Here is a 25,781-nt window from a genome sequence, read left to right as displayed (position 1 = left end):
CCACAGCGGGTGAGCGACGCCCCTGGCCGGCCGAAGGGACCCGCGGATGCCCGCTGACGACGTGCAGACCGGCCGGCCGGCGCGTGCCCGGCCGGCGACGACCACTCCGCGGGTCAACCCGCTGGTGCGGCAGGGGAGTTCCGCCGAGCGCCCCTACGAGGTGATGGTCACCCCCGAGAACGCCGGCTGGGACCACAGCGGACTACGGGTGGTGCACCTGCCGGTCGGTGGCCGCGTCCGGTTCCTGACCGGCAACGACGAGATGCTGGTCCTGCCGCTGTCCGGCAGTTGCGACGTGGCCTGCGACGACGAGCGGCTCACCCTCACCGGCCGGCGCTCGGTCTTCTCCCGGGTGACCGACTTCGCCTATCTGCCCCGCGATTCCGTGGTCACCGTGCGCGCGCCGAACGGTGGCCGCTTCGCGCTGCCCGCCGCCCGGACCGGCCGCAAGCTGCCGTTCCGGTACGGCCCGGCCGAGGACGTGCCGGTCGAGCTGCGCGGTGCCGGGCAGGCCAGCCGCCAGGTCAACAACTTCTGCACGCCGGAGAGCTTCGAGGCCGATCGCCTGATCGCCTGCGAGGTGCTCACCCCGGGCGGCAACTGGTCGTCCTACCCGCCGCACAAGCACGACGAGGAGGGACCCGGCGAGTCCAGCCTCGAGGAGATCTACTACTACGAGGTCACCGGTGCGCCGGGCGGCGGGCCCGGCTCCGGCTTCCAGCGGGTGTACGGGCACCCCGACCGGCCGATCGACGTCTGCACCGAGGTGCGTACCGGGGATGTCGTGCTCATCCCGTACGGCTGGCACGGGCCGTCGATGGCCGCGCCGGGTTACGACCTGTACTACCTGAACGTGATGGCGGGGCCGGGGGAGCGGCGCTGGCAGGTCAGCGACGACCCGGCACACGGGTGGGTGCGGGCCGGCTGGGCGGGGCAGGCGGTCGACCCGCGGTTGCCGCTCACGTCGGCCCGGGAGAAGCGGCGCTCTGGTTGAGTGGGCGCCGGCTCCGTCCCCGTACCCGATGCGGGGTCTGCTGCCCGGCGTGCCGAAGCCCGCCGGGCAGAACCGCTCAGCTGGGCAGGATCAGCACCTGGCCGGGGATGATCCGGTCGGGGTTGTCGAGCACGTCCCGGTTGAGCCGGAAGATCTCCGGCCAGCGGTTGGCATCGCCCAGGTGTGCCTGCGCGATGGCGCTCAGGGTGTCGCCGCGCTTGACGACATGCAGGCGCGGGATCGGCCCGACCGGTTCCTGCTCCGGCAGGACGAAGACCTGGCCCACGAAGATCCGGTTGGGATCGCGGATGTCCTTGCGGTTCAGCACGTAGATCTGCGTCCACCGGCGCTCGTCGCCCAGTTCGCGCTCGGCGATGCCGGTGAGGGTGTCGCCGGACCGGACCGTGTAGGTGCGCGGTTTCGGCGGCGCCGCCGGCCCGCCCAGGACGCCGGCCAGCCGCAGCAGGTCGGCGAGCTCGTAGGTGCCCGGTTTCGCCGCCGGCAGGCTGGGCCGCCAGCCCGGCACCTTGAGGATCGAGTCGGCGCTGCGCCGGATCAGGCCGATCAGCACCTCGGCCACCATCGTGCTGCCGACCCGGCCGAGCCGGGCGCCCTGATGGGCGACCTGTGCCTCGGCGAGGATGTAGTACCAGAGCGGGGTCCGGGTCAGCAGGCTGCCCTGGCGCAGGGCCCGGGCCTGGTCGCCGTTCTCGTCACCGGTCGCGGCGAGGAGCTGCTGAGGGGTCAGCACCGGCTCGCCGAGCAGCTGGGCGACCGCCTGGCCGGTGGGCAGACGCAACCGGTACCCGCGGAGCAGGTTGCGCACCGCCAGCCGGGCCGCGAGGTCGGGCTTCTCCCGCTCGCCCTCCAGGGTCTGCAGGTTGAACAGCGCGGAGTCGCCGACCTTCGCCAGCGTGGTGTCGATCTTTCGAGCCTTCTGGGCGTCGTCCCCGACGATGTTCTCCCACTCGATGATCCAGTTGTTGGGCAGCGTCGGCAGGTTGCGCAGTTCCCCGCTGAACGCGGTGAACGTGAAGAGGTCCTCCAGGGTCGCCGGTCCGCTGTTCGCGGCGCCGAACCTGAAGTTGACGTTGAAGTTGTAGCCGGCCCGGACCATCGAGTGGCCGAACCGGTAGGCGGCCACCGAGAACTCGAGCGGCATGTAGAAGCTGGCGCCGTACGGGTCGAACCAGCGGTTACCGTTCTTGACCAGGTCGTCGACGACCGCCGGGTCGCAGACCCGCCGCAGGAAGTCGTGCACGACGATGTGCTGGTAGTGCTGGCGCAGCGTGCGCCGGGCGGTCTCGAACGGCAGGCCCTGCTTGACCAGGACATTGTGTGCCTTGAGGAACGCCAGGTGCAGCTGCGAGATGATGGTGTTCTCGTCGTTGCGGCCGTCGCCGATCAGGGCCGCACGGTCCAGCTCGGGCCGCGGGCTCGGGCCGAGACGCGGCAGGTCGTTCTGGTTGTCCTTGCCCGGGACCTGCTGGAACGGGGTGCTGCCGGACACCACGTCGGTGTTCGAGCCGATCTGCATCTTGTCCTGGTTGGCCGGGTCGCGGGGCGCGGGCGGCTCGTAGACGCTGTCCAGGTCGAGCGTGGCGGTGCGGCCGTTGCGCAGCGCGGTGCGCACGTCGGCCAGCGGCATCGGCACCATGTTCTCGTCGACCAGGTCGGCGGCGGCGCCGGAGCCGGGGTTCTGGATCTCCAGGGTGATGTCGTGGTCGACGAACTGCCCGAAGTAGGTGTAGGCCGCCGGAATCGGGCTGTCCTGACCCCGCACGTCCGGGTCGGCCATCGCCGTGCCGAGCGCGGCCAGGTTCCTGGTGGTCTCCGGGGTCTGCTCGACGAGGTTGGCCGGGTTGTCCTGCAGGCTCGGGAAGAGCAGGTCGAACGGGCCCGGCGGCGGCGCCCCCACCAGAGCGAAGGCGGCGGTGGACCGGGCGCTGAAGGCGACGATGTCGTCCCGTGCGGTGTTGAGGTCTACTTCGGTCAGGGGTCGTCCGTGTGCGAGACGCGCCATGATGGTTCCCTTCGCGACATATGGCGAGACGGCCGCGCGAGAGGCGTGGCCCTGGGGCTCACGTTCGGTAGCTCTACCCGGGCCACCATAGGCAGCGTGCGCCACTCAGTGAGACGCGTGGATGACACATCGGAGTGGTTGTGTTCGCAGATGGCGTCCATTCAGCCGTTCGGGTGTGTCCGATCGCTGCGCAGTCCCTCGAACGCGAGCGCGGCCACCGTCCCGGCGAGGACCGCGGGGTCGCCGCGGTCCGGCCGGTACCACTCGATGAGGGAGTTCACCATGCCGAAGAGCAGCCGGGCGGCGGTCGCCGGGTCCACGTCGGCGCGGACGCCACCCTCGGCCTGGGCCTGCGCGACCAGGTCGGCGACGAGCCGGTCGAACTCGCGGCGCCGGGACAGCGCGTGCTGCTCGGCCTCGGTGTTGCCGCGCACCCGCAGCAGCAGGGTGACGAACTCGAGGCGCTCGGCCAGCACCAGCACACTCCGGCGGACCAGTTGCTCCAGCCGGGCGGTCGCCGTGGTGGCCTGGGCGGCGGTCTCGGCGGCGGCCTCGAAGAGACCGTCCAGCGCCCGGTCGACCGCCATCGTCAGGAGTTGTTCCTTGCTGATGACGTGGTGGTAGAGCGTGGACTTGGTGATGCCCAGCGACATGGCCACGTCGAACATGCTGGTGGCGTCGTAGCCGCGGGTGTTGAACAGGCGCACCGCGGCGTTGAGCACGGCGTCCTGGTCGTGGCCCGGGCGTCCGCGGCGGCGCGGTGTCATGGTCGGAATCTACTGGCGATGTGCCAGAGCGCCGTCAAGGGGTTGATTTACCGACCGAGTGGTTGGTTAATGGTGGGGTGAATCCCGCAGAGCTGTTCGAGGCCCATCGTGAGCTCCTGACGCGCGCGGTCGAGGCGACCGTCGCGCGGGACTACTGGTCGGCCTTCCCGGAGTCCCCCAGCAAATCCGTCTACGGCGCCGAGGCCGCACCGGCCGGTGAGCGCGCCTTCACCGCGCTGCTCGGCAAGCCGTTCCCGGTGGAGGTGCCCGGCGCCACCGGCACGGTCAGCACCGAGCGCTCGCCCTACGGGCTGGAGTTGGCCGTCAGCTACCCCCGGGCCGACCCGCACGCCCTGATCGCGGCCGCCCGTGCCGCCACCCCGGCCTGGCGGGCCGTCGGCCCCGAGGGCCGCGCCGGCGTCGCCGCCGAGATCCTGCGCCGGATCAACGCCGCGAGCTTCGAGATGGCCCACGCCGTGCAGCACACCACCGGTCAGGCCTTCGTCATGGCGTTCCAGGCCGGCGGCGCCCACGCGCAGGACCGCGGCCTCGAGGCGGTGGCCTTCGCGCTGGCCGCCACCACCCGGCTGCCGTCCCGGTCGTCCTGGGCCAAGCCGCAGCGCGGCGCCGACCCGCTGAGCCTGGAGAAGACCGCCACCGTGGTCGGCCGGGGCGTCTCCGTGGTGATCGGCTGCACCACGTTCCCCACCTGGAACAGTTACCCCGGTATCTTCGCCAGCCTGGTCACCGGCAACCCGGTGATCGTGAAACCGCACCCCGGCGCGGTCCTGCCGCTCGCCATCACCGTGCGGATCTGCCGCGAGGTGCTCGCCGAGGCCGGCCTCAACCCCGATGTCGTCACCCTCGCCGCCGAGGAGCCCGGCGACGGCATCGCCGCCACCCTGGCGACCCACCCCGACGTGCGGATCGTCGACTTCACCGGCTCGAGCGAGTTCGGCGACTGGCTGGAGGTCAACGCGCGGCAGGCCGTCGTCTACACCGAGAAGGCCGGTCTCAACACGGTGATCGTCGACTCCACCGGCGACTACCGGGGGCTGCTGCGCAACCTGGCCTTCTCGCTGTCGCTCTACAGCGGCCAGATGTGCACCACCCCGCAGAACATCCTGGTCCCGCGCGGCGGGATCACGACCGACGCCGGGCACCGCACCCCCGAGCAGTTCGGCGACGACCTGGCCGCCGCGCTCGACAAGCTGCTCGGCGACCCGGCCCGAGCCGCCGGCACGCTCGGCGCGATCGTCAACGACGGCGTGCTCGCCCGGCTGACCGAGGCGTCCGGCGCCCCCGGTGTGGTGCACGCGTCGGCCACCGTCGCCGACCCGCAGTTCCCCTCGGCCGTGGTCCGGACCCCGCTGGTGTCCCGGCTCGACGCGGCCGACGAGAAGGTCTACACGCGGGAGTGGTTCGGCCCGGTCTCCTTCGTGATCACGACCGATTCGACCGAGCACAGCCTGCGGATCTTCACGGAGACCGTGCGGGCGCACGGCGCGCTCTCCGCCCTCGTGCACTCCACGTCGCCCGAGGTGCTCGACGCGGCCCGGGAGGCGGCCCTCGACGCCGGCATCCACCTGTCGGAGAACCTGACGGGCGGTGTCTTCGTGAACCAGACGGCCGCCTTCAGCGACCTGCACGGCAGCGGGGCCAACCCGGCGGCCACCGCGGCGCTGACCGACGACTGGTTCGTCAGCGGCCGGTTCTTCACCCTCCAGTCGCGGCGGCACTCATGAGCGCCTTCGACGAGGCGATCGCCCGTGACCAGCGGGTCGAGCCGGCCGACGACATGCCGGAGGGCTACCGGAAGACGATGATCCGGCAGATCGCCCAGCACGCCCATTCGGAGATCATCGGCATGCAGCCGGAGGGGGAGTGGATCACCCGGGCGCCGACGCTGCGCCGCAAGGCGATCCTGCTGGCCAAGGTGCAGGACGAGGCCGGCCACGGGCTCTACCTCTACTCGGCGGCCGAGACGCTCGGCGCCGACCGGGGTGACCTGACCCGGCGGCTGATCGAGGGCCGGCAGAAATACTCGTCGATCTTCAACTACCCGACCCTGTCGTTCGCCGACGTCGGCGTGATCGGCTGGCTGGTCGACGGCGCCGCGATCTGCAACCAGGTGCCGCTCTGCCGCAGCTCCTACGGTCCCTACGCCCGGGCCATGATCCGGATCTGCAAGGAGGAGTCGTTCCACCAGCGGCAGGGCTACGAGCTGCTGCTGACCATGATGCGGGGCACCGACGCGCAGCGAGCCATGGTGCAGGAGTCGGTGGACCGCTGGTGGTGGCCGTCGCTGATGATGTTCGGCCCGCCCGACGCCGACTCGCCGAACACGGCGCAGTCGATGGCCTGGAAGATCAAGCGGCACACCAACGACGAGCTCCGGCAGCGCTTCGTCGACATGACGGTGCCGCAGGCCGAGGCGCTCGGCGTCACGCTGCCCGACCCGGAGCTGCGGTTCGACGCCGAGCGCGGCCACTACCACTTCGGGCAGCCCGACTTCGAGGAGCTGCGGCGGGTGATCTCCGGCGGCGGGCCGATGAACGAGCAGCGGATCGCCCGGCGCCGGCAGGCCGACGAGGACGGCGCCTGGGTGCGGGAGGCGGCCGCGGCGCACGCGGCGAAACTGGCGGAGGTGGCGCGATGAGACACGAGTGGCCGCTCTTCGAGGTCTTCGTCCGGGCCAAGCGGGGTCTCAACCACGTGCACGTGGGTTCGCTGCGGGCCGCCGATCACGAGATGGCGCTGCACCACGCGCGTGATCTCTACACGCGGCGCAACGAGGGGGTCAGCATCTGGGTGGTGCGCTCCGACCAGGTCGCCACCACGGACCCGGGTGAGAAGGAGTCCTTCTTCGAGCCCAGTGGGGACAAGGTCTACCGGCATCCCACCCACTACACGATCCCCGAGTCGGTGCCGCACATCTGAGGTGGTTCCCATGTCTTTCGACGACGCATATCAGGCCTTGACCGATCATGACGACGACGCCCGCTGGGCGTACGGGACGGGCTTCACCGATCCGCTGGCCGGCGTGCCGTCCGAGGTGCCGCCCGAGGTGGACGCCGCGGACCTGGCGTCCTACTGCCTGATGCTCGGTGACGACGCGCTGATCCTGTCGCACCGGCTGCAGGAGTGGGTGACGCGGGCGCCCGAGCTGGAGGACGAGCTGGCTCTGGCCAACATCGCGCTCGACCTGCTCGGGCAGGCGCGGCTGCTGCTGACCAGGGCCGGGCAGGTGCTGGAGTGCTCCGAGGACGACCTCGCCTTCCGGCGCGACACCACGGACTTCCGCAACGTGTGCCTGGCCGAGCGCGCCGACGGCGACTTCGCGGCGCTGATCGCCCGGCTGTTCGTGCTGGTCTCCTGGCGGCTCGCGGCCTTCGACCGGCTGACCGGCTCGCGCGATGCGATGCTGGCGGCGATCGCTGCCAAGGGTGTCAAAGAGCTGACCTACCACCGGGACTACGCCGCCCAGTGGGTGGTTCGCCTCGGTGACGGCACCGCGCTCTCCCACGACCGGATGGCGACGGCGATCTCCGCGGTGATGCCGGCGACGGCCGAGCTCTTCGAGACGCATCCGGTGGAGGAGCGGCTGGCGGCCACCGGGGTCGCCGTCGATCCGGCGTCGCTGCGCCACGAGTTCAACGCGGTGCTGTCCGAGGTGCTCACGGCCGCGCGGCTGTGGCCGGTGCCGTTCGCGGCGGGCACCGCGACCTACCCGCCCGGGCGGCACCGCGGTTCCGGCGGGCGCGACGGCCTGCACACCGCGGGGCTGACCGGCGTCCTCGTCGAGATGCAGAGCGTGGCCCGGGCCGTCCCCGGAGGTGTGTGGTGAGCACGGCCGAGCTGGTGGTCGGCTCCGTCGTCGACCCGGAGCTGCCGATGGTGACCCTGGCCGAGCTGGGTGTGGTGCGGTCCGTGCGGCAGGACGGCGACACCGTGGTGGTGACCGTGACGCCGACCTATTCGGGCTGCCCCGCGATGGACAGCATCCGCGCCGACATCCGGTCCTCGTTGCGGCGGGCCGGGTTCACCGCGGTCGACGTGCGTACCGTGCTGGCCCCCGCCTGGACCACCGACTGGATCAGCGAGTCCGGCCGCCGCAAGCTGGCCGAGGCCGGCATTGCACCGCCCGGCCCGGCACCCCGGCGCGCGTCCGGTCCGGTCCCGCTGACCCTCGTCGCCCGGCCGGTCGCAGTGGCCTGCCCGCGGTGTGGCTCCGCGCGGACCGAGCTGGTCACCGCGTTCGGCGCCACCGCCTGCCGGGAGCTGCGGCGATGCCCGCGATGCCGGGAGCCGTTCGAGCACATGAAGGAGATCTGACGTGGCGGCCCGGGAGTTCCATGCGCTGCGGGTCGCGGCGGTCGACCGGCTCTGCTCCGACGCGGTCGCCGTGACGTTCGCCGTGCCGCCCGAGCTGGCCGGCCGGTTCGACTTCCGGCCGGGCCAGTCGCTCACCGTGCGGCGCGGCGGGGGCGTCGACGAACGCCGGACGTACTCGATCTGTGCCCCGGCCGGTGCGCCACCGAGGATCGGGGTCCGTGAGGTGCCCGGCGGGCTGATCTCCAGCTGGATCGTGCGCGACCTGCGGCCCGGCGACCTGATGGAGGTGGCGCCGCCGTCCGGCAGCTTCACCCCCGACCTGAGCACCGGCGGCCGGCACGTGCTGATCGCGGCGGGCTCGGGCATCACGCCGGTGCTGTCGATCGCCGGTTCGCTGCTGCGGGATGCGGCGGCCGAGGTGGTGCTGCTCTACGGGAACCGGCGCTCCGGGACGGTGATGTTCGCCGAGGAGCTGGCCGACCTCAAGGACGCGTACCCGGACCGGCTCCAGATCGTCCACGTGCTGTCCCGGGAGCCCCAGGAGGTCGACCTGTTCAGCGGGCGGCTCGACGCCGACCGGCTCCGGGCACTGCTGCCGCTGCTGGTCGACGTGCCGGCGGTCGACCACTGGTGGCTGTGCGGGCCGTTCGGCATGGTCACGGCGGCGACCGAGACCCTCGGTGAAGCCGGGGTCGAGCCGCAGCGGATCCACCGTGAGCTGTTCTGGGTCGACGAGGCGCCACCCGAGCCGGTCCGCGACGAACCCGGGCCGCAGGGCCCGAGCAGCGAGGTGACGGTGGTGCTCGACGGGCGGTCCACGACGGTCGACGTCGAGGACGGCACGGCCCTGCTCGACGGACTCCAGCGATCCCGGCCCGACCTGCCGTTCGCGTGCAAGGGCGGGGTGTGCGGCACCTGCCGGGCCCGCGTGGTCGACGGCGAGGTGACGATGCGGCGCAACTTCGCGCTGGAACCCGCCGAGGTGGCCGCCGGGTTCGTGCTCACCTGCCAGGCACGGGCGGTGTCGCCGAAAGTGGTGGTCGACTTCGACCAGTGAGGCACGTCCGGCGAGAGCCAACGGCCGGGACCCACGCACGCGTGCGTGGGGGTGAACGCGGGCCCGCCGGCCGGCGGGGTGAGCGCCCGGCACGACCGCCGGTGCCCACCCCGCACCGCATGTCATCCCGGCAGCTGGGCCAAGGCGAAGATCTGGCTCTCCGGCGGACCGCCGGCGGGGGTGAAGTCGACGGTCTCGATGCTGAGCACGGTGAAACCGGTGCGCTCCAGCAACGCCGTCAGGTCGGGCTGCGGATATCCGGACACCCGCACCGGCATGCCGAGGAACTCGACCGGCACACTGTCGGCGTCGAAGTTGACCATGCCGATGGCGACGTACCCGCCGGGCGTGAGCCAGCCGGCGACCTTCCGCAGCGTCGTCTCGATCCTGGCCTTGCTCAGCATGAGCAGGGAGAAGAACGCGGTCACCGCCTGGAACGACCCGAAGTCGGCGGGCAGTTCGGCGAAGTCGCCCTGCACGAACTCGGCCGCCGGCACCTGGGAACGGGCCGCGGTCAGCATGCCCGCGGAGATGTCGACCCCGACGACGCGGTGGCCGGAATCGGTCAAGGTCTTCGCCGTGGGTACGCCCGTGCCGCACCCCAGGTCGAGCACCGACGAACCGGCGGGAAGCAGGTCACTGATGCGCTCGGTGAGCGCGGCCTGGAACGGATTGTGGCTGTGCTCGCCCTGGTATTTCTCGGCGAGCTGATCGAAAACCTCCATGCGCGGGACGGTACGGGGAAACGATCTACAGTGGAACGTCCGTTCAGAGGAGACGGGTGATGCGTTCGGTGGCGATCCGCCCGTCCAGCCGGCCCCGGTCCAGGTTCGCGCACAACACGATCGACGCCCCCGCGGTCAACGGGGCCATCAACCAGATCATCGGCTCCTCGACGGTCGACGTCTCGATCAGCACCCGGTCACCGGCGACGATCCCGCGCGACCGGGCCACTTCGGCGGCCACCGCGCCGTACTCCCCGAACGTGGTCCCGTCGACGGTCGCGACCTCGCGTTCGCCACCGCTGCCCGACGGCGGCTGCGCACCCCAGTGAGCCAGCGCGGCCGGCGGATAGTCGCGGTACCCCATCGGCACGTCCGGGGTGGGCGCGCCGGCGGGCGCGAGCCCGAGCACGAACCGATGCGGCGCCGCCGGGATCTCCTCGAGCCAGCTGCCGACCCGCCGGCGCTCCACGAACGTGACATCCAGCGCCGGACCCCGGTCGGGGGAGAGCCCGGCCGACGCCCAGCCCCGGAACGACACCTCGATCCCCGCCGCCCAGACACCGAGCAGCACGACGGCGGTCTGCCAGTGCGGCGGCAGCAGGACGCCGGCCCGGTGGCCGGGCCGCAGACCGCACTCGCTGGTCAGCAGGTCCGCGGTGGCGGCAACCCAGGCGCCGAGCTCGGGCGCGGTGAGGCCGGTGCGTTCCCCGGTGGCGTCGTCGTAGAAGGTGAGAATCTCGCTGCCCATCGCCATCCCACGATATCGGTGGCGGGGCGCGGCCCGGAATCACCCGCTGGGGGTCAGGCCGCGTGGAGCAGGTGGCGGTCGCGGGCGCCGGCGGCGTACCGAACCAGCAGGTGAACGGTCTCCGGCCCGGCCTCGCCGTCCGCGTCCAGACCGGTCCGGGCCTGGAAGTAACGCACCGCCTCGGCCAGTTCCGCCGCGTCGGGCCCGATCGTGACACCCAGGTCCGCGAAGAGGGCACGCAGCGTCACCGGATCGGCGGGCGGGGTGTGATCCGTCCAGCCGATCAGGCCGCCGACGGCGGTGCCGACCACGCTGAGCATTCCTCGTGCGGACATCGTTGCCTCCCGGTGCGAGCTGGTACATCCAGCTTCGCGGGACACCCTGTGCACGACATCTGACGGAAGGCTGCGGTTCCGGTGGGCCTCTGCCACTTTCGGCCGAGGCCCCCTGCCACCCGAGGGCGTCGGGCTAGGCGATCAGATTCGGCCACTGATCGAGTACGAGCTACGCGTCCCACCCCGGGCGGAGGGCACCGGAACTCCCGCATGCAACGGCATCGCGGCACCCACGGCCGAACTCAGGTGTGGCAGAGGTGGGACCGGGCCAGTCTCACGAGTTCGCGGGCGTCGGGAGTGCTCAGGCCGTACTCGCCGAGGCTCTTGGCCACCACGACCCGCCGCTTGCCGGCGGCGAGTCCCTGGCAGGCCTGATCTCCCAGCTCGCTGATCTCTTCCGGTCGCAGGTCGAGCGCTACTGCGGGGATCTCGGTGCGTACCGCGGCGACGAACCCGGCCGACGGCGCCGGCGCCGGCCAGACCGGCTCGAGCACGGCCGGTGCGCCGGGTGCCGAGGGCGACGCCGCCGAACCGAGGGACGCCGACACGGCGGGTGACGGTACGAGGCGGACGGTCAACGATGCGGAGGGTGACGGCGCGGGGGAGGTGACGGCCGGGGCTGCTTCCTTCCACTGCGGTACGGGCTGCGGCGCCCCGCATCCGGTGACCGCCGGGACCGCCGCGGCGGCCAGCAGGACGAGGCCGGCTCGCCTCACCGCTGCTCCGGTTCCGCGTCCGGAGCAGCCACCGCGTCGGTGTCGCGCTCGGTGGCGAAGCGGGGGAGCAGCGTCGGCAGCGCGCCACGCAGAGCGGCCGCCGGTTCGGTGATCGTCGGGCCGAAGGGACGACGTTCGACAACCGTTCGTGTGGTGTTCGTGGGGGACACGCGGGGAACCTTAAAGGCCGCCGGCCCCGGTGCCCGGCGGCGCGCCGGACGCGCCCGGATGTCCAGGCTGAGCCACCCGGACGGGCGACCGCGCTCACTCCGACGAGGGACAGTGCGCGCTGTCGGCGACGGGCGCAAGCGACGGCGTGGGCCGCGCGGACCCGGCGGTGGGCGGCGCGGACCCGGCGGTGGGGTGCGCGGGGATCGAAGCTGACGCGCGCACAGGGAAGTCACAGACAGCTCACCGCTTCGCGACAACGTGGCGGCGCATCGTCGAGGCATGACCGATCTGCTGATCCGCCCCGCGAACCTCGACGAGCAGCCGCCCACCCCGCCGGCGCCGCCCCTTCCGCCGGTCATGGCCGGGCCACCGCGGGATCCGCGCTGGGCGAAGCGGATCGCCGGTGGCGCCGCGGTGCTGGTGCTGATCGGCGGGGGTGGCAGCGCCGGTGCCTACCTGATGGAGGAGCACCTGGCGAGCCGGGCAGCGGCGGTGCCGGCCGGCCAGGCCGCGGCTGTCAGCGAGACCGTCACCGAGGGCAGCGACCTGGCGCCGATCGTGGCGAAAGTGCAGCCGAGCGTCGTGACCGTGCTGGTGGACGGCGCGCGGTCGTCGTCGCTCGGTTCGGGTGTGGTGATCGGCGCCGACGGCCTGATCCTGACCAACAACCACGTGATCGAGTCGGACGGCACGGTGAGTGTGCGGTTGTCGACCGGCCGGACGGTTCCGGCGCGGGTCGTCGCCGCCGACGCCACGCACGACCTGGCCCTGGTGCAGGCGACCGGCCTGTCCGGGCTGGCGCCTGTCACGTTCGCCACCGACGACAGCATTGCCGTGGGCGACACCGTGCTCGCGTTCGGGGCGCCGCTGGGCCTGGAAGGAACCGTCACCTCCGGCATCGTCTCGGCCCTGGATCGCAGCCTGGACACCGAGGGCGAGCAGCTCGGCGGCCTGCTGCAGACCGACGCCCCGATCAACCAGGGCAACTCCGGCGGCGCCCTGGTCGATCTGTCCGGCCGCGTCGTCGGCATCAACGTGGCGATCGCGACCGCCGGGGACAGCACCGGGAGTGTGGGTCTCGGTTTCGCCATCCCCGCGGACATGGTCACGTCGGTGGTGTCCCAGCTGAAGGCGCAGATCAGCTGACGAGCCGGCCCGAGCTCAGGCCAGGCCCCGGCTCGGCGCCGGATCGAGGACCGGCGCCAGCCGGGACGCTCAACCCGCCAGGTGACCCCAGCGGCCCTCCAGCTCCTGCCACGACCCCTGCGCCTCCGCCCGGCCGCCGATCAGCACCAGCACCCGGTCGGCCTGTGCCAGCGCGGCCCGTTTCGACGTCGAGCCGACCACTGTCACCCCGTGCGCGCGCAGCGCCCGCCACAGTTCCAGCTCCGTCGTCACGTCCAGCGCGGACGAGACGTCGTCGGCGATCAGCAGCTCGGTACGCGGCGCGAGCGCCCGGGCCAGCGCCAGCCGTTGCAGCTGACCACCGGAGAGCCGGGTGCCCTTGTGCCCGATGAGCAGCTGCAACCCGCCGCCCGCCGTGGACAGGTCGTGTTCCAGCTGGGCCACCTGCACCGCGTCGGCCGCGTCCACCTCATGACCGAGCTGGATGTTGTCGGCCACCGTCCCGGAGAGGACCCGGGGCAGCTGGGCGACGTACCCCACCTGGTTGGGCCGCAGGAACATCTCCGGTTCGCGCACCGGGTCGCCGTTCCACCGCAGTTCGCCGGTGTGGTGCACGATGCCGGCGAGGGCACGCAGCAGCGACGACTTGCCGGAGCCGACCGGGCCGACGACGAGCACGAGTTCGCCACGTTCGACGGTGAGGTCGATGTCCCGTACGCCCACCGCTCCGTTCTCGTGCACCGCGCTGAAGTGACGCAGTTGCAGGGCGCGCAGCGGGTTGCGGGGTGCCGACGGCGGCGCGGGCGCCGTGCCGGTGGAGATGTCGACCCCGGGCACCGCCGAGGAGTACGCCGAGACGCCGGACATCGCCACCGTGCGCTTCGTCCACACCCGCGCCGACGGGAAGTGCGACACCAGGGACGCGATCGTCCACGCGAACCACCGCGCCGACCCCAGCGTCGCCACCGCGATGAGGGTGGCGGCCGGGCTGAGCTGGCCGGTCAGGTAGAGGTACCACGCCGCGATGGGCAGCAGCCCGCTGGCGACGGACGGGGTGGAGCGCGCCCACACCTGGATCGCGATCTCGCGTCGCTGCAGCTCACTGCGCTCGCCGTCGAGGCGGGCCAGATGGCGCAGCACCGGCTCGGTCGCACCGGCCAGTTTCACCGTGCGCGCCGCCGACAGCGACGACACCAGCGAGGTGGCGAACGCGGCCCGGGCCGCCACCGTGCGCCTGGCCGCCTTCTCCAGCCGCGGCCCGAACAGGGTCGCCGCCAGCCCGGACAGCACCATCGTGCCGACGAACAGTGCCGCCGGCACCGGTGACTGTGCGGTAAGCGTCATGACCACGACGGTGATCACCGCAACCCCGTTGTCGATCAGGTTGTCGGCGAGCATGACCACCCGCTCGGTGTCGCCGCCCTGCGCGACCACCTCGGCCGGGGTGTGCTTGCTGACCCGGCGCGGGCCGATCTGGCCGTGCACGAGCCGCAGACTGATCCGCAGCATCTGCCGGACCCACCACTCCGGGAACCAGGCGCCGGTGAAGTAGAGCGTCGGGATCAGCGCCAGCAGTGCCGCCGCGATGCCGATCGCCGGCGGCAGCGGGCTGCCCTGCCCGTCGACCACGTCGGCCCAGAGCAGCGGCAGGATCGCGCCGTCCAGCCCGAACAGGACCAGCAGCACGAACAGGCCCACCGCGCCGAGGCCGAACCGCTTGTCGTTCGTCGCGAGCCGCACGATCTCGCGCATGGTGCGGGTCGGCGGCACCTCGGGCAGCGGTGGCGGCTCCACGCTGGGCAGCGGGCCGGTGAGCGCGTCCGGGCCGAGCTCCACCTGCAGGGCGGTGTCCCAGTCCGGGTCCTCCTTCTCCGCGACGAGCACGCCGCCGGTGGTGGTGGGCTGCGCCGCCGGTACCGCGAGGTTGCTGCTCGCCAGCAACTCGGCGAACCGGCGTGACTCGTGCAGCGGGCCCTGTTCGAGGACGCGGCCGTCGGCGAGCACGACCACCTCGTCGCAGCGCTGCACCGAGGAGAGCCGGTGCGCCACGATGACCCCGATCCGGCCGTCGAGCAGGCGGTCGGTCGCGCGCTGCACCCAGGCCTCGGTCACCGGGTCCATCCGGGCGGTGGCCTCGTCGAGGATCACCACCTGCGGGTTGCGGACCAGGATCCGGGCGAACGCCACCAGCTGTTCCTGACCGGCGGAGAGCTTGTAGCCGTTCTCGCCCAGCCGGGTGCCGAGACCGTCCGGCAGGCCGGCGGCCCAGGCGGTCAGGCCCAGTTCCGCCAGCGCGTCACCGGCGGCGGGGAGCAGCTCCGGGTCGAAGAGCGCGATGTTCTCGGCGAGGGTGCCGGCCAGGATCTCGGTGCGCTGCGGGACGATCGCGGTCCACCGGCGCAGGGCTTCCACGCCGATGTCGTTCACGTCGGTGCCGCCGAGGAACACCGTGCCGCGCGGCACGTCGACCGCCCTGGTCAGGACCTTGGCCAGGGTCGACTTGCCGGAACCGGTGCGGCCGATGAGCGCGTAGGAACGCCCCCTGCGAAACGTCACGCTGACATCCCGCAACGCCGGCGGCCGGTCGCTGTCGCTCTCGCCGTACCGGAAGGTCAGGTTCCGCACCTCGAGATCGCCGGCCACCGGGTCGACGCCCTCGGTCGGCTCCTGCGCGACCTGGCTGAGCAGCTGCACCCGGCTCCAGGCGCCGAGCGCGTTCTGCAACTCCGGGACCATGCGGGTGACGTGTTCCAGCGTGCCGCCGAACCCGAGGGCCAGGAGCCACACCCCGGTCAGGCGCGCGCCGTCGATCTGCCCGGCCACGAGGGCCCAGGCCCCGGCGACGACCAGGACCGCGATGAGCGTACGGGTGATCGCGCCGGCGCCCATCGTGATCTTCGACGACGATCGCCACACCAGCCGGCCACGGCGCAGCACCTCGGCCGCGCGCGCCGCGTACAGCCGCAGCACGTAGGGCGCCGCCAAGCTGGTGCGTACGTCGTCCTGGCCGTGCACCGCCTCCTCCATCACCGCCGCGAGGTCGGACCAGGCCTCCTCCTCGGCGATGCGCAGCGGCGAGATCCGCTGCACCGGCTTGTTCATCACGACGAAGAGCAGCACCGACACGACGATCATCGCGAGCGCCGCGGGCACCCAGACGAAGAACGCGGTGACGATCGAGAGGGTCGCCACCGCGAGGGACTGCGCCAGCCGGACACCGCTGCCGCGCAGCTCCGCACCGACCTGGTAGACGTCCGAGTCGATCCGGTCGAGCAGCTCACCGACCGGCGTGTTCTCCAGGGTGGGCACGTCCTGGCCGAACGCGACCCGGTTGAGGTTGCGCCGCACCCGGGCTGCCCAGTCCGCGGTGAGACGGGCGACCACCAGGCCGACCACGACGTCGCTCAGCACGCCCGCGACGAGCGCCCCGACCAGCACGGTGAACAGCGGCCACGAGCGGTCCACCAGCACCGGGCCGGCGACGGCGAGGGCGATCGCACCGCCCGCCGCGCCGAGGACGATCAGGAACGCGACGAGCGCGGTGCGACTTCGGCTTGTGGCCCACAGGTCGCGGAGCAGACGCATGGAGGAGTCCTCGAGCAGTTGGAACGGGCGGTGCCCTCATCCTGCTCGGCGGCCGGTAGGCGGCTCAACCGGTTTATTGCCGGCTTTCAGCTCAAGCCGCCTGCTGAGCGACATTCCGCAGGAATGCCTCCGCGGACTGCGGGTCGGCGAACCAGCCGAGCAGGTCGTTGGGGTCGGTGAACCCGTACGCGAACCGTCGCGCCACCACCGGATTCGTCGCCGCCGCACCCAGGAGCTGCTGCACGTGCGGCGGCAGCGGCCGCACCATCGCGTTCGTCCAGAGCGTCGCGGCCCGCCCGTGCCGCTCCCAGAACGACTCGAACGTCGCCGTCATCCACGCCTCGTCGAACGGCTCGTCACCCCGTCCCAGGATGGCGCGCAAGTAGTGCGCGGCCGCCTTCGCCGCGGTGTTCGCGCCCTGCCCGGTGACCGGATCGTTGCAGATCACCACGTCACCGATGCCGAGCGCCCGGCCACCGCCGGCCAGGTGCGCGACAGGTCTGCGCATGGTCGGCGTGAACCGGCCGGTCAGGGTGGCCCGGTCACCGGCGAGCCGGACGTTCGCGCACCGCTCGTAGAACCACGGCACATTCTCCTTGATCAGGGTCAGCGTCGTCTCGAGGTGCTGCTCCGGAGCCGTACCCTCCCAGACGTCCAGCGGGCCACCCGGCACCACCTCCCAGAACAGGATGTGGCACGGCCCGGCGGCGGTGAGAGCCGGGATCACGAACAGCTCGCCGTGCCCCGGGACCGCGTGAAACTCGACGTGCGGCTCCGGGCGGGCCGGGTCCGGCACCAGCCCCTGGACGTACGCGACCGCGAGTCCCCGCTGCGGCGCCTCATACGGTGACCGTTCCGGATCGCGCTCGAACGCCTCCATCAGATCGCCGCGACCGGCCGCGACGACCGTCAGGTCGTACCGTCCCGTCGACGCCAGCACATTCAAGTAGTCAAGACTGACCGGCTGGTAGACCACCTCGACGCCGGCCTGCTCCGCATCGGTCAGCCAGCGCGCCATCTTGATCCGCTGGTCGACCGCGAAGGCCGGCCTGTCCAGCGGCGCGGTGAACTGCAGCACCCGGTTCCCCGGCGGCGCCGCCAGCGACATGTGCAAACCCTGGATCGCCGGCGCCACCCGGTCGTAGTGGCTCAGCCCATAGGCCCGCTCGGCCGCCAGCGCCGGATCGAACATCACCTGCGTCGACATCGGCCACCCGTCAGTGAGCTCCCGAGGCGTCCGCGCTGCCATGAGGGTGACCTGATGGCCTTCGGCTTTCAGGCTGAGCGCGAGCTGCAGGCCGGCCTGTCCGGCCCCGACTATCAGGATGTTCCGCAAGATGTGTCCCCCCGTGGTCCTTGGAAGCGTTGATCGAGCACGCTCCCACGGGAAAACGGTACACAGTGAAGTCCGAATATGACTATCGGTAAGATCACTGCCTTATGTAGATCCTCCCCAAAGCCTCAGGCCTCACAAACACGCCACCCCGCCCGTCGCCGCTCACCCGACTCGCCAGCCGCGTGCGCCATGCCGCCGGCGTTCGTCGTGCTGGCCGCCGCCCCCGGCCGGCCGCGTCCGCCGCCCCCGGCCGGCCGCGTCCGCCGCCCCCGGCCGGCCGCGTCCGCCGCCCCCGGCCGGCCGCGTCCGCCGCCCCCCGGCCGGCCGCGGACCGCCGTCCTGGCGGGTCAAGACTGCTTCCCCCGCCGTGGCGCCCAGTCGACTGGGTCCCTGTACGCCATCACCAGCCCTGTCAATGCCGTGCCGCCGTGAGTTTCGGCTGCATCGGTGCGGCGTCCTGGAATACGTGTTCATTCAGGACGAACAAAGGTGAGTTCAGGGGCGCTCGGGAGCAGTGTGTGGAGTCTCGGCGGGCCTATGGCGTCTCTCAAACTCCACGAACGCCTCCGTAGCCGTCTCTAAGACTCCACGAACGCCTCGGTATGTCGTCTGCCGTCGGCCTTCGGTGGTGGCCGCTCGCCACCGACGGACGTCCACCACTGCTGGAGAGGGGTGCGGGGAAAACGCAAACCGGGCGCGTGGCAGCGACACGGCCGGAGTCGACTGGTGCCGGCTGAGCCGGCGCGGGTGGTGAGTTGTCCGGGCGCCGCGGCCGCAAGGGGTCGCGTGCTGCGGCAGCCTGATCTTCGGTGCGGGACTGCTCGGTCGCCTGACCCGGCATGACTTACCGCCCCGGTCGTGCGCGTGGTCCGTTGTCACCGGGCAGGGTGGCTCCGACCGCGCCGCCCATGGCGAGATGTTGATCTGCCGGCGCTACGACATCGCTGTGATCAAGGGGTCAGAACCGCGATTTCGCACCGCTGGCAGGTCAACACCGCCCCGCCAGATTCAGCGCTACGACCGGCGGGGCCGTTGCAGGGGTGGGTACAACGCCTCGGCCGGCCCGCGCCGGAACAGTGCCGCTGGCCGACCGGTGGGAAGGCTGCGCAGGTCTCCGGTGGGTTCCACGTTGATCTGGTTGCGTCGGGGCGAGCCGGGCGCACGCCACCTTCGAGATCCGCGCAGTCCAGCGGCGGGCCCACCGTCTACCAGGCGCAAATGCCCGCGCAGCACCGGGTCGTGGTCGAAGGCGAGCCCGCCCGGGCCGGGGCCGACCGGCGCCCAGCGCGGGCGCCGCGTAGGTGGCGACCTGCCGCAGGTCCGGGGGGTGATGCCGCGCAGCCTGGTCTCCTCGGCGAGCTCGCGGGCGGCGGCGTCGAGCAGGTCCTCGCCGGCCCGCAGGACCTTCCACCAGCGCAAACCGGGCAGAGAGAGTTGGCGCCGGCTGCTTGACAAGGCCATAGGAACCCCCGGGCCGGCCGGGGGGCAGAAGCCGGGCCGGCCGGGGGCGTGCGGGGCTAGTGCGGGGTGGGCGCGGCCCGCAGGGTGAGGAGGGTGATCTCGCTGGGGGCGAAGATGCGGAACGGTGGGCCCCAGAAGCCGGTGCCTCGGCTGGTGTAGAGCTGGGTTCGTTCGGAGTGCCGGGACAGGCCCTGCAGGACGGGCTGGTCGAGGCGGACCAGGTAGTGGAAGGGCCACATCTGGCCGCCGTGGGTGTGGCCGGAGAGCTGGAGGTCGACGCCGTGCTGGACGGCGGCGTCGATCTGGTGGGGCTGGTGGGCGAGGAGCAGGACCGGCAGGGACGGGTCGGTGCCGGCCAAGGCGGCCTCGTGGTCGGCGTGGTGGCCGGGGAGGCCGGAGCCGGCTGCGGTGCGGTCGTCGACGCCGGCGATGATCAGGGAGTCGCCGCCGCGGGTGATGACGATGTGACGGTTGTGCAGGGCGTCCCAGCCGAGGGACGTCATGTGGTCGACCCAGCCGAGGGCGCCGCTGTAGTACTCGTGGTTGCCCGTCACATAGACCCGCGCGAACGTGGCCCGCACGTCACCGAGGGGCGCGGCCTGTGAGGTGCGCTGGGCGACCTGGCCGTCGGCGATGTCGCCGGTGTGTGCGACGACGTCCGGCTCCAGCGAGTTGATCACCCTGGTGACGCCCTGGGACCAGCGGGAACGGTCGATCGGGCCGTAGTGGGTGTCGGTGATCTGGACGACCTTCAGCCCGTCGAGCCCGGGACCGAGGCGTGGCACTGTCACGTCGACGCGGCGCACCCGGGACACGCGCATGGCCTCCGTGTGACCCCAGACCAGCAGCACCACGGAGATCAGCAGGACCACTGCCGTGACGACGCGGGAACGCACCGGGTCGTCGACGCCCGCGAGCCGCAGCACCAGGTCGAGCACCTGCCCGATCACCGACCACGTGAACAGCACCCAGACGACGCCGAGCAGCGTGTCGGCGATGACCGACGCGGTGTCGCTGTGCCCGCCGTGCCCGCGGAACATCAGCACCGGGAAGGCGAGCGCGACGAGCACGAACACCGCGGTCCCGGCGAGCCGCACCTCGAGCGGCCACGCATTGCCCGAGAAGAACAACGTCATCAGCGGCACGCCGAACAGCAGCGCGACCACCGCGAGCACCACAAATCCGAAGATCGCGCGCCGCGGCGAACGCCGCTTCGGCTCGCTCTCGACCGCCTCACCCACCGACATGAGCGCAAGCATGCCACCGGGGTCCGACAAACCCCAAGGAGTACGGTCACCGGCCGCCCCCAACCGCGGCCTACCCCGCGCCCGGCTGCGCCGCTACCGCATGTCTCCCCAGCTCACCGTGGCGAAAGGCATCGCAGAAGACCGTCCGGGACGAGGAGGTCCGCCCGATCCCGGGTGGCCGCGATCACTGCTGCGTTGCGTTCGTCGCTGCCGGTGGCCCAGGCCACCGCCCGGTCCTGCGGCTTGCCGTACCGCACGTGCCGCTCGATCAGCCGCCGCAGCCGTTCGCCCCGGTCGAGGTCGGTGTACCAGACCTCGGTCAGCAGCTCCCGCACCGCGCGCCAGCCGGGTTCGTCGAGCAGCAGGTAGTTCCCCTCGGTGACGATCAGCCGGGCGGCCCGCGGCACCGGCACGGCACCGGCGATCGGCTGTTCGAGGACCCGCTCGAAGCCCGGCGCGTAGATCACCGGGTCGTGGTCGTCGTGCAGGCGGCGCAGCAGGGCCGCGTACCCGTAGGCGTCGAAGGTGTCCGGCGCACCCTTGCGCTCCCGCCTCCCGAGGCGGTCGAGTTCGGCGTCGGCGAGGTGGAAGCCGTCCATCGGCACGTACGCCACCCAGTCCGCCGCGGCGCCCTCCGGCGGGTCGGCCGCGAGCGCCTCGACCAGGCGTTCGGCGAGGGTGCTCTTGCCGGCACCGGGTGGCCCGGCCACCCCGAGGACCGCCCGCCGGCCGCCGGTGACCAGGCCGCGGGCCCGGGCGACGAGGCCGGGGAAGGTGAGCGTCATGCGGGTGACCGTACCCGTACGCCGGCCGTGGTCGGATCGAGGACTCTCCGGGCTGCCGGTCCGTTCGGCCCATATGCGGGTTCCGGTGGCGGGCGGAGTCTGGCGACGGAGAATTTCGAACACGGGGGAACAAATGATCGCAAAAGGAATCGTCGCGGCCGTCGTGGGGGCTGCCGCGCTGATCGCCGCGAGCCCGCCCGTCACCGCCGCTCCGGCGCTGCGGACGGTCGCGAGCGGACTGGACAATCCGCGGGGGATCGCCTTCGGGCCGCGCGGTGAGCTCTATGTCGCCGAGTCGGGCCGGGGCGGCCCGGGTCCGTGCCAGGCCGGTCCGGAGGGCGGGCAGGTCTGTTTCGGCAGGTCCGGCGCGATCACCGTGCTGGCGGCCGGCCGGCAGTGGCGGGTGGCGACGGGGCTGCCGTCGCTGGCCTCGCCGGCGGGCACCGAGGCGTCCGGTCCGTCGGACGTGTCGGTCGGCGCCGACGGGCGGCTGCACTACACGGTCGGCCTGGGTGGCAGCCCGGACCTGCGCACGCGGGTGCCGCAGCTGGCCGGCACGGCGAAGCTCTACCGGGCCGGCCGCACCCCGGTCGTGCTGGCCGACCTGGGCGAGCACGAGCGCAGCGCCAACCCGGACGGTGTGACACCGCCGGACACGAACCCGACCGCGGTGCTCACCGCGAAGCGGGGCCAGCTGGTGGTGGACGCCGGCGGCAACTCGCTGCTCCGGGTCGCCGCGCGGGGGCGGGTCGCCACGGTGGCCGTGTTCGGCGCTCGCACCGTGCCCGGGCCGGACGGCACGCCGGTGCGGATGGAGTCGGTGCCGACGTCGGTGGCGCGCGGCCCGGACGGCGCCCTCTATGTCGGCGAGCTCACCGGATTCCCGTTCCCGCCCGGTCAGGCCCGGATCTGGCGGATCGCGCCGGGGCAGGCGCCCCGGGTGTGGGCGACCGGCTTCACCAACGTCATCGACCTGGCCTGGGCGCCGGACGGCCGGCTCTACGTGCTGGAGATCGCCCATCGGGGACTGCTCTCCGGCGACCGGACCGGCGCGCTGATCCGGGTGGATCGCGACGGCGGGCAGCGGGTGGTGGCGTCGGCCGGGCTGACGGCGCCGGGTGGGCTGGCGGTGCGCGGCCGGTACGCGTACGTCAGTAATTGCAGTGTCTGTGCGGGGACCGGCTCGGTGGTGCGGATCGGGCTCTGAGTCCGGCGATCAGGCGTGGTGGACGCTGAGCCCGAGCCGCAGGCCGGCGACGCCCGCGGGGGAGAGCGGCCGCGCGGTGGCCCGGCACAGGTCGGCGCGGATCGGGGACGGCAGCTCGTCGCCGAGCGCGCACAGCACCGGGTAGAGGTCGAGCACCTGCCGGTGACTGAGCGCCCCGGTGCCGATCAGCAGGCCGTTGAGCGCGGTGCGGCTCTCCGCGAGCTCGGAGCAGAGCTGCATCCGCCACGCCACGTCGTGCACGTGGTCGGCGAACTCGCGCGCGATCCGGTTGCCGGAGGGCGCCCGCAGGCCGCCGATCGAGGACTGCCGGAACCGGGCCACGGACGGGGCGAGCCGGCAGGCGATGCCGAGCCGGCGGGCCAGCTGCGGGACGGTCAGCACGTCGAGCCCGGCGGAGCAGCTGTCGCAGAGCCGTTCGTAGGTCTTGGCGTGCACCACGGAGGCGGGGCGCTGGCAGGCGCCGTCCAGTCCGCAGATCGGGTCGAGGATCACCTCGGTGAGGGTGCCCTCGTGGTCGAAGCGCCCGACGGCGAACCAGGTCGCCGGGGTGGTGCGGTATTGGGCCAGCGCGGCACGGGCACTGACGTAGCCGTCGGGGTCGACGCCGATGCGGGGCACACCGTGCTCGGTGTGCAACTGGATGAGTCGGAACATGGTGCGCGCTCCCGGGGTAGAGCGGTCTTCGGTGTCGTTCTCCGATACGTCCGCTGACGAATAAAGGTTCACTTGTCACTCTTAGTTAGCAATCAGTGACGACGTCTGTGCAGCTGAGCGTGTTGGAGGTGAGTGGAGATTACTCGCTGTAGCGAGTAAAGGCCAGCGTCAGCCGGGGCTTTTCCGGATCGCTAACGTGGTGTGATGGCAACCGATGACGCGGCCTGTGTCTGCGGGCACGAGCGCCGCGCACACGACCATCACCGGGCGGGCACCGACTGTGCGCAATGCGGCTGTCCCCGGTTCCGCCGGGCTGGCGGCTGGTGGCGCCGCCTGCTGTTCGGCCGCTGACGGGACAGCGGGGCGCGGGCGATGCCGGCGCGGGCGGTGCCGGCGACCCCGTCCAGCACGTGGACCCGGGATGCGAAGTCCTAGTTGATCTGTAGGCTAAGTTCCGTCGAACGGAGTGCGAGTCGCCACCTGGGGGTACCCGATGCCACTGCCCGACTTCCTGATCGCCGGCGTCCCCAAGGCCGGGACCACGGCCCTGCACGCCGCGCTCACCGGGCATCCCGACCTCTTCCTGTCGCCAGTCAAGGAGCCGAAGTTCTTCCTCTCCGACGGGCCGCCGCCGGCCGTGGGCGGTCCGGGGGACGTGCAGACCTATCAGGAGCATGTCTGGCGGCAGCCGGACTACGAGGCGCTGTTCGACCGTGCGCCGGCGGGCGCGCTGCGCGGTGAGGCCACGCCCTTCTACCTGTACGACCTGGCGGCCCACGGGCGGATCAGGAAACTCGTCCCGGACGTCAAACTGATCCTGCTGTTGCGCGACCCGGTGGACCGCGCGCACTCCAACTGGACGCACCTGTGGGTGGCCGGCCTGGAGGAGAAGGCCGACTTCCTCGAGGCGTGCCGGGCCGAGGAGCAGCGCAAGGCGGCCGGCTGGGCGGACTTCTGGCACTACGTCGGCCTGGGGCTGTACGGCCGGCAGTTGCAGCACCTCTATCGGCACTTCGCACGTGACCAGGTGCTGCTGCTGCGGTACCGCGACCTCAAGGACGACCCGGCACGCACGCTGGACCGGGTCTGCTCGTTCCTCGGCGTGCGGACCGGGGTGCTGTCGTCGATCCCCAAGGAGAACGTGAACCGGCACTTCGTCGAGGACAACGCGGTGAACCGGGTGCTGCGCGGCCTGCTGCGCACCGGCGGGACCGTCGGGCACCGCTTCCCGGTGCCGCTGCGCCTGGCCGCCCGGGGTCCGCTGCTCACCCTGCTGCACCGCCGCGCCGGCAACCGGCCGGTGACCACGCCGGCCGAACGCGCCGCGCTGCTGCCGCACTTCGCCGACGACATCGCGCTGCTCCAGGACGTGACGGGGGAGCGGTACGACGACTGGCTCAGCCTTGATCGACACGCCCGCGCCGCCTGAAAACCCACTTGACCGATAGATGATGCAAGACTCGACGGGTTCCGTCGCCGTGACCCAGGGGAGCCCCATTGACCACCGGAACGACCGCCCTGCCACTGCCGCGCTGGGAGGACTCCACCGTCGTGGTGGAGCCGCCCGGCACCGAGCCCGGCGCCTGGTCCGGCGCGCCCAGCACGGTCGTGGCCGACGGCCAGATCTACCTCGCCTACCGCCTGCGCCTGCCGATCGGCGCCGGCCGCGGCATCGCCAACGTGGTGGCCCGCTCCGCCGACGGCCTGCGCTTCACGGTGGTGGCCGAGATCGGCAAGGACGGCTTCGGCGCCGAGTCGCTGGAGCGCCCGGCGCTGGTCCGTACGCCCGAGGGGCGCTGGCGGCTCTACGTCAGCGCCGCCACCCCGGGCACCAAGCACTGGCGGGTCGACCTGCTGGAGGCGGCGACGCCCGAGGGGCTGGCCGACGCGGTGCCGCGGACCGTGCTCGCCGGTGACCGGGAACAGGGCGTCAAGGACCCGGTGCTGCACCACGACGAGCACGGGTGGCACCTCTGGGCGTCGGTGCACCCGCTGGAGTCGTGGGACGACGCCGACCGGATGACCACGCGGTACGCGACGAGCCCGGACGGCGTGCGGTGGACGTGGCAGCGCACCGCCCTGTCCGGCCGGCCCGGCACGTGGGACGCCCGCGGTGTGCGGGTGACCTCGGTGCTGGTCACCGGCGACGAGATCATCGCGTCCTACGACGGGCGTGCCACGGCCGGGGAGAACTGGGAGGAGCGCACCGGGGTGGCCCGGGGCGTGCGGCTTGCCGACGGTACGTTCGGCGACCTCACCGCCGACGACCGGGACCCGGTGGGCAGCCCGTACCCGCCGTTCGGCCTGCGCTACCTGAGCCTGGTCGGCCTGCCGGACGGCCGGCAGCGGCTCTACTACGAGGCGACCCGGGCGGACGGGGCGCACGACCTGCGTACCGAAGTGGCTTGATTGTCGCTCTGAGTGACCCACCCGGAGCGTGCGAAATTCGCTGAGCTGGCCATTCCCTGGCCCGGAGCTCGACAGCTGAG

At 72.4% G+C, this 25,781-nt stretch carries 24 protein-coding genes; 11 read left to right on the top strand and 13 right to left on the bottom strand.

Annotation, left to right across the window (positions count from 1 at the left end; genetic code table 11):
• Positions 1-46: 46 nt before the first annotated feature.
• Positions 47-994 (top strand): 5-deoxy-glucuronate isomerase, encoded by a 948-nt coding sequence (gene iolB / locus LPA41_RS31075; RefSeq protein WP_229074595.1) that lies wholly within the window; start codon positions 47-49, stop codon positions 992-994.
• Positions 995-1,070: 76 nt separating this feature from the next.
• On the opposite strand, the gene LPA41_RS31070 is transcribed toward iolB, so the two are convergent.
• On the bottom strand, positions 1,071-3,017 hold the full coding sequence (locus LPA41_RS31070; RefSeq protein WP_229074594.1) for a LysM peptidoglycan-binding domain-containing protein: 1,947 nt from the start codon (positions 3,015-3,017) through the stop codon (positions 1,071-1,073).
• 161 nt (positions 3,018-3,178) lie between these two features.
• Positions 3,179-3,784 (bottom strand): TetR/AcrR family transcriptional regulator, encoded by a 606-nt coding sequence (locus LPA41_RS31065; RefSeq protein WP_229074593.1) that lies wholly within the window; start codon positions 3,782-3,784, stop codon positions 3,179-3,181.
• A gap of 77 nt (positions 3,785-3,861) precedes the next feature.
• Here LPA41_RS31065 and paaN point away from each other — a divergent pair, with 77 nt between their 5' ends.
• Genes paaN through paaE form a run of 6 tightly spaced genes read left to right on the top strand, consistent with a single transcriptional unit; the run spans position 3,862 to position 9,176 of the window.
• Positions 3,862-5,529, top strand: coding sequence for a phenylacetic acid degradation protein PaaN (gene paaN, locus LPA41_RS31060; RefSeq protein WP_229074592.1), 1,668 nt, complete (start codon positions 3,862-3,864; stop codon positions 5,527-5,529).
• Positions 5,526-6,443, top strand: a complete 918-nt coding sequence (gene paaA / locus LPA41_RS31055; RefSeq protein ID WP_229074591.1) for a 1,2-phenylacetyl-CoA epoxidase subunit PaaA — start codon at positions 5,526-5,528, stop codon at positions 6,441-6,443. Before paaN ends, paaA begins: the two co-directional genes overlap by 4 nt.
• Positions 6,440-6,724: a 1,2-phenylacetyl-CoA epoxidase subunit PaaB gene (gene paaB / locus LPA41_RS31050; protein WP_229074590.1), complete on the top strand. Its 285-nt coding sequence runs from the start codon at positions 6,440-6,442 to the stop codon at positions 6,722-6,724. Before paaA ends, paaB begins: the two co-directional genes overlap by 4 nt.
• Before the next feature lie 10 nt (positions 6,725-6,734).
• Positions 6,735-7,631: a 1,2-phenylacetyl-CoA epoxidase subunit PaaC gene (paaC, locus tag LPA41_RS31045; RefSeq protein WP_229074589.1), complete on the top strand. Its 897-nt coding sequence runs from the start codon at positions 6,735-6,737 to the stop codon at positions 7,629-7,631.
• The gene (paaD, locus tag LPA41_RS31040) at positions 7,628-8,119 is read left to right on the top strand and encodes a 1,2-phenylacetyl-CoA epoxidase subunit PaaD (RefSeq protein ID WP_229074588.1); all 492 of its coding nucleotides are present in this window, start codon (positions 7,628-7,630) and stop codon (positions 8,117-8,119) included. Before paaC ends, paaD begins: the two co-directional genes overlap by 4 nt.
• Before the next feature lies 1 nt (position 8,120).
• Complete coding sequence (paaE, locus tag LPA41_RS31035; protein WP_229074587.1) at positions 8,121-9,176, top strand: 1,2-phenylacetyl-CoA epoxidase subunit PaaE; 1,056 nt, start codon at positions 8,121-8,123, stop codon at positions 9,174-9,176.
• Positions 9,177-9,298: 122 nt separating this feature from the next.
• Here the strand turns inward: paaE and LPA41_RS31030 are convergent, their stop codons facing one another.
• The 5 genes from LPA41_RS31030 to LPA41_RS31010 form a co-directional block, all read right to left on the bottom strand.
• On the bottom strand, positions 9,299-9,901 hold the full coding sequence (locus LPA41_RS31030; RefSeq protein ID WP_229074586.1) for a class I SAM-dependent methyltransferase: 603 nt from the start codon (positions 9,899-9,901) through the stop codon (positions 9,299-9,301).
• A gap of 43 nt (positions 9,902-9,944) precedes the next feature.
• Positions 9,945-10,649, bottom strand: a complete 705-nt coding sequence (locus LPA41_RS31025; RefSeq protein ID WP_229074585.1) for a TIGR03089 family protein — start codon at positions 10,647-10,649, stop codon at positions 9,945-9,947.
• Positions 10,650-10,702: 53 nt separating this feature from the next.
• Positions 10,703-10,984 carry a peptidoglycan-binding protein gene (locus LPA41_RS31020; RefSeq protein WP_229074584.1) on the bottom strand — a complete coding sequence of 94 codons (282 nt, stop codon included), beginning with the start codon at positions 10,982-10,984 and terminating at the stop codon, positions 10,703-10,705.
• A gap of 242 nt (positions 10,985-11,226) precedes the next feature.
• Entirely contained in the window at positions 11,227-11,700 is a 474-nt protein-coding gene (locus tag LPA41_RS31015) for a DUF732 domain-containing protein (RefSeq protein WP_229074583.1), read from the bottom strand.
• A complete protein-coding gene (locus tag LPA41_RS31010) occupies positions 11,697-11,870 on the bottom strand; it encodes a hypothetical protein (protein WP_229074582.1) in 174 nt (57 codons plus the stop codon). The genes LPA41_RS31015 and LPA41_RS31010 overlap by 4 nt, the downstream gene beginning before the upstream one ends.
• A 280-nt stretch (positions 11,871-12,150) precedes the next feature.
• On the opposite strand from LPA41_RS31010, the gene LPA41_RS31005 reads away from it, so the two are divergent.
• Positions 12,151-13,017 carry a S1C family serine protease gene (locus LPA41_RS31005; protein WP_229074581.1) on the top strand — a complete coding sequence of 289 codons (867 nt, stop codon included), beginning with the start codon at positions 12,151-12,153 and terminating at the stop codon, positions 13,015-13,017.
• Between the two features lie 69 nt (positions 13,018-13,086).
• On the opposite strand, the gene LPA41_RS31000 is transcribed toward LPA41_RS31005, so the two are convergent.
• From LPA41_RS31000 to LPA41_RS30980, 5 genes are all read right to left on the bottom strand, one after another.
• Positions 13,087-16,581 (bottom strand): ABC transporter ATP-binding protein/permease, encoded by a 3,495-nt coding sequence (locus tag LPA41_RS31000; RefSeq protein WP_229074580.1) that lies wholly within the window; start codon positions 16,579-16,581, stop codon positions 13,087-13,089.
• Between the two features lie 91 nt (positions 16,582-16,672).
• Positions 16,673-17,917 carry a styrene monooxygenase/indole monooxygenase family protein gene (locus LPA41_RS30995; protein WP_306469719.1) on the bottom strand — a complete coding sequence of 415 codons (1,245 nt, stop codon included), beginning with the start codon at positions 17,915-17,917 and terminating at the stop codon, positions 16,673-16,675.
• Between the two features lie 1,014 nt (positions 17,918-18,931).
• Positions 18,932-19,336 (bottom strand): hypothetical protein, encoded by a 405-nt coding sequence (locus LPA41_RS30990; RefSeq protein ID WP_229074578.1) that lies wholly within the window; start codon positions 19,334-19,336, stop codon positions 18,932-18,934.
• 98 nt (positions 19,337-19,434) lie between these two features.
• Positions 19,435-20,625: a metallophosphoesterase gene (locus tag LPA41_RS30985; protein WP_229074577.1), complete on the bottom strand. Its 1,191-nt coding sequence runs from the start codon at positions 20,623-20,625 to the stop codon at positions 19,435-19,437.
• A gap of 113 nt (positions 20,626-20,738) precedes the next feature.
• Complete coding sequence (locus LPA41_RS30980; RefSeq protein WP_229074576.1) at positions 20,739-21,410, bottom strand: nucleoside/nucleotide kinase family protein; 672 nt, start codon at positions 21,408-21,410, stop codon at positions 20,739-20,741.
• 133 nt (positions 21,411-21,543) lie between these two features.
• Here LPA41_RS30980 and LPA41_RS30975 point away from each other — a divergent pair, with 133 nt between their 5' ends.
• A complete protein-coding gene (locus LPA41_RS30975) occupies positions 21,544-22,617 on the top strand; it encodes a ScyD/ScyE family protein (protein WP_229074575.1) in 1,074 nt (357 codons plus the stop codon).
• 9 nt (positions 22,618-22,626) lie between these two features.
• Here LPA41_RS30975 and LPA41_RS30970 read toward each other — a convergent pair whose 3' ends face one another.
• Positions 22,627-23,292 carry a hypothetical protein gene (locus tag LPA41_RS30970; RefSeq protein ID WP_229074574.1) on the bottom strand — a complete coding sequence of 222 codons (666 nt, stop codon included), beginning with the start codon at positions 23,290-23,292 and terminating at the stop codon, positions 22,627-22,629.
• Between the two features lie 466 nt (positions 23,293-23,758).
• Here LPA41_RS30970 and LPA41_RS30965 point away from each other — a divergent pair, with 466 nt between their 5' ends.
• Together LPA41_RS30965 and LPA41_RS30960 are read left to right on the top strand one after the other, a co-directional pair.
• On the top strand, positions 23,759-24,721 hold the full coding sequence (locus LPA41_RS30965; protein WP_229074573.1) for a sulfotransferase domain-containing protein: 963 nt from the start codon (positions 23,759-23,761) through the stop codon (positions 24,719-24,721).
• A 68-nt stretch (positions 24,722-24,789) separates the two neighbouring features.
• Complete coding sequence (locus LPA41_RS30960; RefSeq protein ID WP_229074572.1) at positions 24,790-25,701, top strand: hypothetical protein; 912 nt, start codon at positions 24,790-24,792, stop codon at positions 25,699-25,701.
• Positions 25,702-25,781: the final 80 nt, after the last annotated feature.

This window comes from Actinoplanes sp. DH11 (assembly GCF_020873875.1).
GTDB lineage: Bacteria > Actinomycetota > Actinomycetes > Mycobacteriales > Micromonosporaceae > Actinoplanes.
Note: the sequence above shows the minus strand (reverse complement) of the source record. Positions and strands in the feature narration are given on the sequence as shown.